The 14,101-nt window shown below is 43.6% G+C and carries 9 protein-coding genes; all 9 read right to left on the bottom strand.

The window, feature by feature from the left end:
- Positions 1 to 75: 75 nt before the first annotated feature.
- The gene (locus tag FW774_RS07975; RefSeq protein ID WP_149347639.1) at positions 76 to 1,407 is read right to left on the bottom strand and encodes an MFS transporter; all 1,332 of its coding nucleotides are present in this window, start codon (positions 1,405 to 1,407) and stop codon (positions 76 to 78) included.
- On the bottom strand, positions 1,404 to 2,336 hold the full coding sequence (locus FW774_RS07980) for a glycerophosphodiester phosphodiesterase family protein (protein WP_149347640.1): 933 nt from the start codon (positions 2,334 to 2,336) through the stop codon (positions 1,404 to 1,406). The genes FW774_RS07975 and FW774_RS07980 overlap by 4 nt, the downstream gene beginning before the upstream one ends.
- A gap of 72 nt (positions 2,337 to 2,408) precedes the next feature.
- Positions 2,409 to 3,776: an Ig-like domain-containing protein gene (locus tag FW774_RS07985; RefSeq protein WP_149347641.1), complete on the bottom strand. Its 1,368-nt coding sequence runs from the start codon at positions 3,774 to 3,776 to the stop codon at positions 2,409 to 2,411.
- Between the two features lie 223 nt (positions 3,777 to 3,999).
- The gene (locus FW774_RS07990; RefSeq protein WP_149347642.1) at positions 4,000 to 5,445 is read right to left on the bottom strand and encodes a T9SS type A sorting domain-containing protein; all 1,446 of its coding nucleotides are present in this window, start codon (positions 5,443 to 5,445) and stop codon (positions 4,000 to 4,002) included.
- A gap of 33 nt (positions 5,446 to 5,478) precedes the next feature.
- The gene (locus FW774_RS07995) at positions 5,479 to 6,561 is read right to left on the bottom strand and encodes an SGNH/GDSL hydrolase family protein (protein ID WP_197739816.1); all 1,083 of its coding nucleotides are present in this window, start codon (positions 6,559 to 6,561) and stop codon (positions 5,479 to 5,481) included.
- A 47-nt stretch (positions 6,562 to 6,608) separates the two neighbouring features.
- Positions 6,609 to 7,523 (bottom strand): endonuclease/exonuclease/phosphatase family protein, encoded by a 915-nt coding sequence (locus FW774_RS08000; protein ID WP_149347643.1) that lies wholly within the window; start codon positions 7,521 to 7,523, stop codon positions 6,609 to 6,611.
- Entirely contained in the window at positions 7,520 to 9,067 is a 1,548-nt protein-coding gene (locus tag FW774_RS08005; protein WP_149347644.1) for a DUF5689 domain-containing protein, read from the bottom strand. Before FW774_RS08005 ends, FW774_RS08000 begins: the two co-directional genes overlap by 4 nt.
- Before the next feature lie 33 nt (positions 9,068 to 9,100).
- Positions 9,101 to 10,633 carry a SusD/RagB family nutrient-binding outer membrane lipoprotein gene (locus FW774_RS08010; RefSeq protein WP_149347645.1) on the bottom strand — a complete coding sequence of 511 codons (1,533 nt, stop codon included), beginning with the start codon at positions 10,631 to 10,633 and terminating at the stop codon, positions 9,101 to 9,103.
- Between the two features lie 10 nt (positions 10,634 to 10,643).
- Positions 10,644 to 14,075 (bottom strand): SusC/RagA family TonB-linked outer membrane protein, encoded by a 3,432-nt coding sequence (locus FW774_RS08015; RefSeq protein ID WP_187774855.1) that lies wholly within the window; start codon positions 14,073 to 14,075, stop codon positions 10,644 to 10,646.
- Positions 14,076 to 14,101 lie beyond the last annotated feature (26 nt).

Genomic DNA, 14,101 nt, shown 5'->3' on the forward strand with positions numbered 1-14,101 from the left:
CACGTGACAGCTCTTCCAGGAATTCCTGCTGAAAAACCCACTGACTTTATTGACTAGGAATGTTTGGATATAGGGTTACTCCTCTTTTGGTTTCACATTCCATATTAGCAGACACAAAATAACAGACAATAACGCTGCTCCTATCCAGAAAAACAGTACTGGTGCAAAATTATAGTTTACTACATTTCCCTGAACTGTTTTGCCTGATTCTATTAACATGCCGCTCACAATATCCTGTAGTCCTGCCCCTATATAGCTGGCAACACCAACTACGCCTATGGCTGCTCCGCTAACGCGTTTGGGTACGATATCTACTGCCATTAAACCTGCCAGGTAACAAATAAGAACGCCGATAGAGAATCCAAAAACTACCATTGCTATATATTCTACCCATTCATATCCAATTGGAATAAGTAAAAACAGGGCAATTGAAAGGGTATTTAATACTCCAAAAATAAATGCCGGGATATTTCGCGAACTGTTGAAGAATTTATCGCTTACCCAGCCTGAAAATATATTGCCGAATATCCCGCTGATAGAACTTATGGATATAATAAAGCTGGCATGTACAGCACCATAACCTCTATGTTCCTGCAGAAATAACATCCCCCAGCTTGTAATGGCATAACGGCTTACGTACATCAGCGAGCTTGAAATGGCCAGAATCCAAATAGCCGGAGTTTTTAATACTTCTAACTGGAGCTTACCGATATCTTTTTTGGTGGCTGAAACCATTACAGGTGGCAGGCCTTTGGCCTCAGGAGAATCGTGAAGCCACAAAAGTACGATAATCACACCTAAAATACCGGCTATAAATGCCCCGACAAATCCCCATTGCCACCCGGCATAGGATACCAGCAATGCGGTAAAGATATAGGTAAAGGCTTCACCTATATTATGGCTGGCGCTAAAAAAGCCGTAATAGGTTCCGCGTTCTTTATTATTGAACCAACGTGACATGGACACGATGGCAGGTGGTGCGCCCATACTCTGGAACCATCCGTTAACGCCCCAAAGCACTACAAATAGTACAAAAGAATCGATAAATCCCATGCTAAGGTTGATAATGGCTGAAACGAACAGGCCTAATGCCATAAACCTCCTGATGTTACTCCTGTCTACCAGGAATCCGTTTACAAATTTGCCAACTGCATACGAGAAAAACAGGGCTGAGCCAACAATGCCCAGTTGGGTTTCGGTAAGTATGTGATGGTCTATCAGCGGTTTTTTGATAACGTTAAGGCTTAACCGGCATACATAGTAGAAACCGTACCCAAATGTTGCGGATAAGAAAACCTGCAAACGCAACATTTTCATCCGTACCTGCCTGTGTTCGGGTAATTCCTGTTCATCTAATGCACGAGGCGGTTCAGGCGCAAAAAACGATATGATTTGTTTAATACTCATTTTTTACTGCCCAAAGAATGCTTCCCCGTTTTCTCTAAATAACTGATGAGGTTTCTCGGCCGGTCGGTTTGTATGATGTTAGCACCCTGTTTTACCAGCCAGCCCCATGTTTCATCAGGTTGGTTTTTCTCTACCGCTTTATCGTCGTCGTGGCCGCCGTTATGATCGGGCCACAGAGCGTTCATCCAAACGCTGTTGGTTTTCCTGATTTCGGGTATTGTTTGTACTATGCCCAGTGTATCTTGCTTAAAAATAGTCTGAATAATGCTGTTGGGACGGTTTTTGTAGCTCTCAATCACTTCTTTTGCATTGGGCTTTTCCATATTGACCACCACAACCAGAAACATTTCAGATGGAATATTTGGATTTGCAGCCAATATATCTTGTAAGGGTGTATTATCTTCCACATTATAAAGCACCTGGTGGGTCATATTTCGTTTTTGCAGCATAGGTAATACCTTCTGGAAGTATGGGTAGCCTTTGTCTATATCTATCAGTATCCTGTTTTTTGCGCTGTCGAGTATTTGATCGAGTGTAGGTATTTTGTGCAGCGTTTTATGCCCCTGCCCTGCCTTCAGGAACATGGCCTTTAGCTCCTTTAGGGTATAATCTTCGGGTTTGCCCTTGCCGGTCATGGTACGATCAATGGTCTTATCGTGCATCAGCACTATTCTGCCGTCTTTGGTTTCAGCCAGATCGCACTCAAAAACATCAACTCCTATTTTAATACTGTTGAGCAATGCCTGTAAGGAATTTTCGGGGGCTTCACGCCAATCACCACGATGTGCAGTAACCAATACGTAGCTCCGGGAGTTTTTTTTCAATGCTGCAAGCGCCGTTTCAAAACGCTGGCTGCTCTGGGCGCATATATCGCCCGAAAGGGCTACAAAGCCCAGGAATAAGCTGATTTTGATTAATTTATTTATCATTGTTTTTTTATTATTCGTTTTTTGGTTGGTTAGTTGTTTAGACTTTTAACGCTCAACTTTTCACTTTTACTATTATTGTACACCATCATACCGCCATATATTGGCCCGGCAATAATTATCAGAAACGCCTGGTTTGCTGCGTGAAGCAAAGGCGATATACAGCTTGTCGTCTTTTACTTTGATGCCTTCGGGCTCCATATACCCCGAGCTTGTTATGCCGGCAGCATTAAGCGTAGCAATATTGGCAATGGCCATTACTTTGGCCCGGGGCCGTATTAATTTCCCCTGAAGATTAAAAACGGTTACATACGTATTGGATGGGCCGTTATCAATATTATTGCTGTTACCAACGCCCTCAAGGAAGTAAATATAATCGCCATCGATATCGAAGCCCTGAAAGCTGTATGAGTTTACATCAGCAGCCAAACTGCTTCCCTTAGGTACAAAAAATGAACCCACCGGCTTTGCCTTTGACAGGTTCCTGCCCTGTATGCTCCTATTCACCGTTTGCTCGCTAATCCCGGCTTCTTCACCGCCAATTTTTACCGAAACATTAAATGTTTCTAAAGGAAGCTTCTTTACATCATCGAGGTTGTAGGTATAGAAATAACGTGCGCCGCCGCTTTGAGTGGCATTAACACACAACAATTTATTCTTTGCATCAATGGCAGGGTTAAAATTGAACAGATCTGCCTTATCCAGAAAATAGGTATCTCCGCCATAACCGTCTCCATATACTTTCCCGGCCTCGTATTTTATCCGCGATATCGTCCTTGAATAATTATATTCAAATCCGGTTACCAACGCATTTTTTGTAGCGTTACTGTTGATCCATACGTATTGCTGGCCATTGTCTTCTTCCATTACCATGCCGCCACCATGCCCGAAATATTTTAGGGTCATATAATCATTGCCCGTTGCTGTGTTCGGCTGGCCTTTGATCACATACAGCTCATGCACTTTGGTTCTACCTACCTCATAGCTATTGGGCTGCCCGAGCTGTGAATAGTAAATATTCCCCTGTCTATCCAAATCAAAACATTGCATTACGCTGGTAGTGGCTTTCAATAACACATTGGCACTATAAACCAGTGCACCGGAGTATGGCTGACCTAATGGACTCAGTGACAAGGGATCATTACCGACGATAACGCTTACCTTACAGGTAGACGACGATTGTCCGGCGGTTACCTTAATATCTGCTGTACCTGTTTTTTGTGCGTTTACCAAACCTGTGCTGCTTACGGTGACCACGGTAGGGTCTGACGAGCTCCAGCTTACCTGTCCCGTACCTGCATCGAGCTGCTTTTCCTGGCCTACAGTCAGTGTAATTTCGTGCGGCAGGCTTAACGAAACAGATGACGATTCCTTTTTTTTGCAGGCCGGCAGTATTGCCGCTAATAATAAGCTTATACCGCAAAGTTTTCTTATGTAAATCATGATGTTTTAAACTAACATTATTAAGTAAGCGCTAGGGTAGATACGAGAGTGTCTGAGAAGTCGACAAAGCCATCAATTTACAGCCCAGCTGACCCGAAGTCTCGAGAAAGGCGTCTGTAGCCACTATGAACCAATGCTTCGACAGGCTCTCCAAAGGAGCCCTATGGACAGGATGATTATACCAGACTTTTCAGACACCCATCTTAATTATCTATCAGATTGCTTACCTGCTGAACTTGACTGTATAATGTCCTGCTTCGGTATTTAACGACAGCACATATATCCCTTTTTGTAAGGATATGGGCAAATTCAGGCTATTACCGTCTATTAATACGGTTTGCTTAAACAGTTTGCGACCAAGCACATCGGCTATTTCAACACTTCCCTTTGTATCGGCTATGTCTTTATAAAATACAGTGACGTTTTGGTCACTACTATTTACTACAATAGCATTACTACTCAAACCGGTTTTAACGGCCACAATTTTTTCGTATTCGGCAGATTTCCCGTCGGCATCTACCTGCACCAGCTTATAATAATTGGTGCCAGCCAACGGATTACGATCGGTAAAACTATAGCTTGTTTCTACATTGGTTGTTCCGCTGCCGGTTTTATTACCAATTAATTTAAAATCTTTATTAGCCGATGCCCGGTAAATATCAAAACGGGCATTATTATGTTCAGAAGCGGTTTTCCATTCTAACTGAATTTCACCGGTTTGCTTTTGATAAGCAGCTGTAAAGGACGAGATAGTTACAGGTAATGTAACATTCTGTTCTATATCCGCCAATACCCCCCAGTTCCCATTATTGTATAGATCTATCAGCTTTAATGTCCTTGGGCTAGTCCATGTATTTGCTGAAGGATCATACTCGCCTTCGAGCTTAAAAAATATGCCATTATCGACACCATTAACAGTAGGCGTCATACCGGTTGGATTAAAAAAGAATGTATTTGCTCCCTGACCATAATACTGATCGGTTGTACCATCGTAATAATCATTTTTTACGGGAAGCCTGTAACCGGCAAAGTTGCCACTAACGGTTCTTGCAGCAGCAGAGCCGATTTTACTGCCATAGAAAACCACGTCTATTGGCACTGTGGTTGCTGTTACCGTTGCTCCGGCAAAAACGGCTATACCATCGGCATTATCATTATTGCTGCTTGTACCGGTTGTCCAGCCCTGTATCATATCGCCTGTTGACGCTATTGTATTGCCCACTACATCGCCTGCCTGGGCAACATAATCGTGAACGCTTATCCATTTTGCCCGGTTGGCCTGTATAGGGGCAGTTTCGCTGATATCTGTACTTTTAACCGTATTGCCACTTACGGTAACAGCCCCAGCGATTATCTTCTCGGTTCCGCCGATATAAAAGTACTCGCCTTTTTGTACGGTACCCGAGGTAAGGGCGAAGGAATGTACCTGATCGGCCCTTGCCCAGCCTTCAGCTTGCACACCACCGTTTCTACAGATCACCACGGTATAGCTGTTTGCTCCTGTGCCAAAAGTAATATCCTGCGTGGCCATGAGCTGTATGTATTCATAATTTCGCTCTAAATTTGCGCTTGTTCTTTTAGGGCTTGGCATAAACCCGGTAATAATAATCTGGCTATGTGCGTTTAGAACAAAAATGCTCAATGCTAGAATAGTAATTAACTTTTTCATAATTTTTGCTTTTAGATTACACGTTAATTTTTATTAGTTGATATTGTACTTTTTCAAAATTTTGGTTAGCTCTCCATTAAGAAATGTGGCCATGCGGTAATACCCGAGGTCATTCGGGTGTGTGCCGTCTATAGAGCCCTCATGATCATCGCCAATAAACTTTTCTGATGTAATGAAATAAACATCCTTCATGCCTTTATTGGTAAGGCTCATTGTTTCCCTATCTATCATCGTATTTTGATCCCTAACATATTTTGCAACCCGCTGATTAACGTAACTACTTTCCCTGATAACACTTTGCATCACTATTATCGGTGCCTTAGGGTGTTTTTCCCGGATGGTTTGAAGCAGGTATTTTGTCCGCTCCTTAATTTCTGATGGGGCAGAATTGGGCACACAATCCAGAATATAGGCATCGGCATCTACAGAAGCTACAATATCGGCCACTTCCTTTTCCATTTTAGCCATACCGCTCAATCCAAAATTGATAAAATTCAGTCCGGTTTGCCGGGATAATTGCGCCGGATAGGCCATACCCGGTCTACTTGTTCCTGCTCCCTGCACAATACTGGAACCATAAATCAACACCCGTTTCTTAAAGGGTTCTGGTATGGGTTCTATGATAGCCCCTGGCTTTACGCCAATTTCCAGACTTCGGATTTCATCATAAACAGGCAAGTACATGATAAACTCCTTTTCACCTTCCTCCATATTCTCTACAAGGGTCTTGGTTGAGCAAATGCCGGTTGGTGCTGCCACGCCAGCAAATTGCCATTTACCCTGTTTTTTTACATAGATATCGAAGCCTTTATTTGCAATCGGGGTTAAATACGGCAATGGCCTTGCCGCTGTTACACACCATTTCGCGGAAATAGCGGTACTGTTAGTCTTAAATGCAATGTACATCCCGGTACCGTGAGTAAACAATTGTTTCATTCTTGCCGGAAGATCAGGATGATCAACAGTATCTACTCTGTGAAAAGGATTTTGAGTAGGCATCATTTTCCCTCCGAGGGTTAATTCGGTTGCCGGTTTATAAATAAACTGTGCCATTGCTCCATGGGCAAAAAGAAGCCCGAGCATAGCGATGATGAGTCTATAAGTGTTTTTGTTCATAGCTTGTTAGTCATTAGTTGTTAGTCGTTAGCTGTTAGCTGTCAATCTCAATTTCTCAGTATCAATACTTGCGGATAATGGTCGGATATGCGGTTTGTCGCCGTATCTTTAATCATATAGGCATCCAGACACCGCTTTTGCATCTCTTTATTTACCAGTATGTAATCAATACGGGTAAAGTTATTGTGGCTTTTAACCTGGCTTGGGGCGCTTTTTTCGTAAGTGTTATGAAATATACGCCACGTATCAACGAAATCCTGACTTAATATCTTTTGCATGGGTACATAGTCTATATGGCCATCTCTTAAATTCCGGATGCGTTCAACCTTTTTTTCGGTATCTTCCATCATCCGTATCTTTTCCGGCCCGTATACCGTACTGTCTGCCGGCGACATATTATTAAAATCGCCCATGACCAGCACCTGCTCTTTCTTAAATTTATGCAAGTAATTAATCAGGCTGTCCATTTCCCTGTTGCGCTGCTGCCACGTAAACGGAGCCAGGTGCACCACTACCATACGGTAGTTTAGTATTTTGGCCGACATATAACCGTGCTGCATTCCTTTGGTTATTTTTTGCACTTCGGTAATTGGAAACCTGGACATAAAAGCAACGGAATGGCCTTTCTCTCGCTGTAAGGCACTGTATGGGAAGCCCAATTGTGTTGCAAAGGCGTTAAAACTATCTTCGGTGTAGTTTTTAATCTCCTGAAACGCAATTACATCAGGCTTTTGCTGTCCTGTCCAATCGGCAAACAATGCTTTTATCTGCTCGCTGCCCTGAAAGCAATCGTAAACATTATACGATATGATTTTCAGCGTTTTGGGCTGCTGTGCATAAGCCTGGTTTGCACCAACAACTAATAGAAGTCCAATAATTATCAGTGCAACACTGTTTTTAAGACTTATCAAGGTTTCAAACCTTCGTAAGTCTATCATCGCGGTTATTTTACGCCACATCATTCTTCCAGCGTTGTAATTTTACCCGTTTCAATATCACTTAGCGTAGAGTTCAGCCCTAACAGCACGAAGGTTTGAACCCGGGCCTTAGTCCACCTGCCTAAAACAGGATTGTACGTACCACCCAGCATATTAAAGGCGCCAACGCCTGCAGTAGGATTATAAGGAAAGCTTTGTGTATTAGAGCCGGATCTAAAAAATGGCTGTTCGGCTAATGTGATAGGATCTACCTCGTCGTAATAATCGGTATTGGCAATACGGTAGCCCTTAACCGGCGGGCCTGCTGTGTATATATTACCAGCGCTTCCTACCCAAACTACATCCATAGGTTTGGAGGCTGCCGTTACGTTAGTACCCTCAAACACCGCTATACCGAAAGCTGCACCGCCATTTGACATTACGTTGGTTGTTTTGGTTCCAAACCCATCGCCATTAGTGGTACTGTAATCAAATGACCTTATCCAATTGGCGCTGGTCATACTTGGGTCTGAACCGCGGCCATTGATGAGTTTAGACGAGCCACCCACATAAAAGAACGTACCTTTTGCGGCAAAGCCTGAGGTAAGGTTAAATTTAAACGACCTCTTATCGCCCGTTGCCCAGCCGTTTGCCGGGTAACCTGTTGGCGTTGATGCTGTGGCATTATTATTAATTACCAGCGAGAACGGCGTTTGAGAGAAATTAATGTCCCGTGTGGCCATGAGCTGTACGTATTCATAGTTGGCATCGGTAACATGCACGGCATTCGAGGCATCGCTCATAAAACCAGTAATAATCACCGGACAGGATTTTATATCCGAGCTTAATGTAACCAGGTCATCTTTCGTCCGTAACCGGTGCTGCGGAACTAGTTGACCATTATCATCATACGCATTAAAGATGATGCCATAGAAATTGGCTAATCCCGGCAACGGATCATTGGCAAAGGTTGCACCGGCTTCGGTATGCAGCGTGATTTTTCCAAACCCGTCGTTCAAGGTTTTGTTACCGGCAAATACATCGGTAGATATGGGTAACGGATCGAAACCTCCCTTTACAATGGCGACCAGAGTACTTTCATAATTATCGGGCTTGGCAATAATAAGATTACTGTTAACCCGGTTAACCGGGATAGCATTATAGGAAGAAACTTTAGTGATGGCTGCTGCCGGAATACCGGTAATCTCCAAAATGCCATCCACACGTTTCAGAACGCCGCCGCTAATATCAACTATAACAGAATCGCCCGGCTTGTAATTACCGGCATCCGATCCTATCGCTATGGAGATACCTCTTAATTGCGATAAACGCCGCCTGTCTTGCATAACCAGCAAACCTGCCGGAAGGTTACCTCCCGAATGGTCGGAAACAACAATGCCGGTAATTTTATCAGAGCCGTACATATTATCGGCTGTAAGCTTAACATCCTGCCCTTTGTATATATTTCTCAAATCATATATGGCGATATATGGGCTAACGGACGCACCCGGAAAACTACCTTTTTTACATCCTGACCATAATGCGGCTACCGAAACAGCCAGTACCATGTAAAATATAATCTTTTTCATTTTAATGAGATTATTAATTGACTTTTATAAGAATTATGGTTTCTGCCACCATACCTGGGTAGAAATTGCATCGGGTCCCTGAGATGCAATGGCTAACTTATAATTGGCCGGATTGGTCGATTGCACATAAACCGGATACCTTAACCGGGCTGGCATTATCCCGTTATTTTTCAGTCCGCTGCCTTTGGGTAAAACAGGATGCCCCGTACGACGATATTCAAACCATTGCTGTAAATCTGTAAGGAACAGACTGTAATATTTCTGAAGATGAATTTTTTCCATCTTTTCATCCAGGCTCTCGGTATCTACCCATTGTATATCGGCATTGGCAAGATACGTTGCAACATCAACAGACCACGAGGGCAACCATAAGGTAATGCTACTTTTTGTACCGTTATTATAATACGTTTCTGGTGAACCGCTGATCCAGCCTTTTGCTGCCGCCTCTGCCAATATAAACTGCAATTCGGCATAATTCATGATCATACCGGTCATGGGCTCTGACTGTAGATTGATTGCTGGCGGTGTTATGCCTGATACGGTTTGATCCAGTGAATAAAAATAAGACTTCTTGGCATCTCCCTGGCCTTGTGCATAGCCACTGGGAACTCCTAAAAACTCACCGCTGTATGGCGCTATTCCCCAACGGTTAACCCCACCGGTTCCATAAGTAATATTAATACGCGGATCCTGCCAACGCACCAGGTTATCAATAAAGAAACTGCATATTGCAGGCGCCCTGAAATCTGCTGCCCTGATGGTATAATAAGGCGATATGTAAGGGGCTATACCGGTCCATCTTAAAATAGCAGAATCATCATTGCCTGCCATTACCGGATAGGCGGGCGCATCGGTATTGACAATTTGCTTAATCTTCGCGATACAGTCACCAGCTACTTCTGCCTTACCCGACAAGCGAAGCAATAACCGTAAGTATAACGAATTGCCAAATTTCCGCCAGCGGCTGATATTACCGCTAAAAACAGGATCGCTGCCGGCTGTAATAGCGGTATTGGCTGCCAGTAAGGTGTTGGCTTCTTCCAACTTACTAAAAATGTCCAGGTAGATATCTTTCTGCTTATCAAAAGCCGGCTCATATACCTTGTCTGTCCGTGCCTTATTGGAGTCAAAATAAGGCACATCGCCAAAGGTATCTGTTAACAGGGAATATATCCATGATTGGCAAATGAGCGATATACCCATATAAGATTTGTTATAATTAGGATCTGTGCTCGAAAGCCTATAAATATCCTTGAAGTTCGTTAGCTGCGAGAACCAGCCATCCCAAAGGTAAGGTCCCAGGTTATCGCGTATATCATATCTGAATACCAATCCTTCCGCATCGCTGATGTTAACCGTTACCTGCATCAGCTCATTGTTGAGATTTCGGTTCCGTATCATATTATATTTCAAGGTATTGATCAACGCTGGCGCCAGAAGTTGTCGGGGAAGTGCATTGGGCGTATTATTGGAGTCTGTATTCATCTCCTCAAAATTTGTTGTGCAACCCGCTTGCACCAGGATAAATATCCCGGTTAACAACATAAGTATGTATGTCTTTCTCATTGTATAAAATTTAAATTCCAATAACCAGGTTAACACCAAAGTTCCGCGTAGAAGGAAACTGACCAATTTCAAAACCCTGCGTAATATCCGTTCCGCTCAGCGTACCAAATTCAGGGTCGTACATTGGCCATTTAGACCAGATGTATAAATCACGGCCATATATCCCGATGGTAGCTTTTTGCAAACGCAATTTTTTGACCAGTTTGGCTGAAAATGTATAATTCAGGCTGGCTTCACGGAATTTGACAAAATCGGTTGAATAGGTACTGCCCTCGGCATTATCTACGCCATACATCGACTGATAGAACGCATCAACATCATAAGCTATAACATCGTTTTTCCGATAGGTGCCGTCCCCATTGTCGATTACACCGTTACCAACAATACCATTGTACCTTCCGGGCAGAGTATTGGTTGTTTTCCCGGCCCTGGATAATACAGCATAGCTCATGGAATGGGCTACCCCACCAAATTGTGCATCAAACAACACATTTAGCCGGAATTGCTTATACCTGAACTGATTGTTCCATCCGGCTTTCCAGCGGGGTATGGTATTTCCTAAATACTGTACATCAGAGCTGATCAAGGCATTACCGGTAGTAGCATTATACACTATCTGTCCATCCGGCGACCTTACAAAACCCCGGCCATATAAGGCATCCATACTGCCGCCAACCATAGCCACAATCTGCCCTCCGCCGGCAATGCCGGTTTGCAACACAACAGAGCTATCCGGTAGGTCCGCCACCCTGTTTTTATTGGCAGAAAACGTCATGTTAGAGGCCCAGCTAAAGTTTTTGGTTATTACCGGTTTGCTGCTTAGCGCTATTTCTATGCCTCTGTTGGTTATCTTTCCGGCATTAATAAGCAGCTTGGCATATCCCGACGAGCGATCGGCTACCCGTTGTAAGATCTGGTCTTTGGTGTTACCGGAATAAAGCGCCACATCAACGCCTATCCGGCTTTTTAATAACCTGATGTCAGCTCCAACCTCGTATGTTGTTGTTTTCAGGGGCTTCAGATCAGGGTTAGCTAGCAACGAAGGATTCTGTAAGGCTCCGCTATACACGCTTCCCGGCGAAACATAATTAAAGGCCGTAAGATATGGGCTTGTCCCCCCACTTCCTACTACTGACGCGGAAGCCCGGAACTTCGCAAAGCTGATATAGTCCGGCAAACGAAAACGCTCTGATGCTACAAAGCTCAGACTGGCCGAAGGATAAAAGAAACCGGAATTGGCCGTGCGGTTTGCTGTTGCCAGCACACTGTTCCAGTCCTGACGGGCAGTCAAATCCAGATACAAATATCTTCTGTATTCCAAAGAGGCTAAACCATAGAAGCTGTTAATAGCATATTTGCTTCTATACGGCCTTGTATCTAAGGGCCCTGCTGCATTAGCCATGGTATAAACGCCGGGATATATTAGAGAATCGGCCCGTACTTCGTCTTTATTATAATTGTTTCTCAGCATACTGCCACCGGCCGATATAGACAAATCAAACTCCCGGCTTATCTTTTTGGCATATTTCAAAAGAAAATCACTGCTTTGTTCCATCGAAAAAATAGACTGGGTACGGTAGCTGCCTTTCTGATAATAGGTACCGGCATCGTAAGGTCTTTTCTGAGCCCGCTGCTCCTCGACAAAATCAATGGATGTTCTTAGCTGCAAGCTCAGCTCTTTGGTGAAGTTATAAGTAGCCTGTACATTCCCGGTAAGTCCGTAACGGTTAGAACTGTTTAAATATTCATAAGCAATGGCATATGGATTTTGCGGCTGCGTGCTAAACGGGTATTGTATAGCCACACCCTCCTGACCATATTCCCAATAATTTTTTAACCAGTTTATGTCTGCACTGGGTAGCCATGCCAAAGTCCAGTACATAATACCCTGATTACCATAACCAACCGAGGGAAGATTATCGCTCCATTTGTTGGTATAATTAATTTTAGAAGTAATGGTCAGTTTATCGCTCACTTTTGAATTTACAGCCAGAGCAACACTATTGCGCTTATAACCCGTATTGGGAATAATCCATTTGTTATTTGCATTAGTAACAGAAAACCTGGCTGTAGTTTTGTCTGTTCCGCCATCAATACTTACCGAATTAGTAAAGGTTTGCCCTGTATTAAAATAGTCGCGTATCTGGTTGGTATAAGGAACCCAGGGTGTTCTTTCTGTTCCCTGCGCTCTTGTTACCGGATCATACTGATAAAATAGCTGACCTTCAAACCGTGGTCCATAAGCAGAACTTGTACTACTGGTGTTAGCTCCATCTTCCGAAGCTTTATACGAGTAATAGGAAGCTCCACCTAATCCCTGCCCGTACTCATATTGAAAGTCGGGCCACCTGTTCACTTCCTCCATAGACGAATTCGAACTGAACGTTATTCCAAGACCTTTCCTTTTGGGATTTCCTGACTTGGTAGTAATAATAATGGCGCCATTAGCACCCCGCTGGCCGTACAGTGCTGATGCGCCCGGCCCCTTTAAAACACTTACGCTTTCAATATCTTCGGGATTAATATCATCCAGCCCGCTTCCGTAATCGGCCGGCATATTTGCGCCATCAGTTCCGTTAATCGATTCGCCGCTAATAGCCGTACGGCGACCGCTCCCCTGGTTAATTACTACGCCATCTACCACAACAAGCGCCTCATTATCTCCGGTAAGATTATTCTCGCCCCTCAAAATAATTTTAATCGACCCCGTTGGCCCGCCGTTGGAGCGCACTAAATTTAGTCCTGCAACTTTTCCGGATAAGGCATCAGTCCAGTTATTCGATAGCGCCTCTGTCAGATCTTCTCCCTTTATAGTAGAAACAGCATAACCCAGGGCTTTTTCTTCACGCTTAATACCCAACGCGGTTACTATCACGTTATCTAATACCTGTGAGTTCACTTTAAGGATTACAGATACATTACTTCGCCCTTTTACACTAATTTCCTGTGTAACATACCCGATATAAGATACTACCAGTATGGAATTTTCATTTGCTACCGTTATGGTAAATTCGCCTTTTGAGTTAGTAAGGGCTGCTTTACTTGAGGTCCCTTTCACCATAATGGAGGCTCCTATCAACGGTTCACCTTTTTCATCCATAACTTTACCGCTTATGGGTACAGCCGCAGGTACTGCGGCCTTACTGCCCCGGCGAATGGTTACCGTTTTATACTCATCATTAAATAATATTTCTACTCGTTGCCCTTCAAAACATTTGTGTAACACCTCATCCAGTGCCACATTATCCATTTTTAAATTAAGCGGCCTGATACTTTTTATAAGCTCTGCATCAGTAATAAAGGTATAGCCGGTACGCTCAGTTAATCGCTGAAAAACCTGCTTAATAGATGCATTCTTTACACTGATACTTACCTGCTGGGCAAGGCCGGTTGCGCTAACCTGCAAAAAGGCAACCATCAGTACAATAAAACTCAGTTTCATAATAATGAGGAATTTTAAGGAGCAAC

The organism is Pedobacter sp. BS3 (genome assembly GCF_008274585.1).
Lineage (GTDB): Bacteria > Bacteroidota > Bacteroidia > Sphingobacteriales > Sphingobacteriaceae > Hufsiella_A.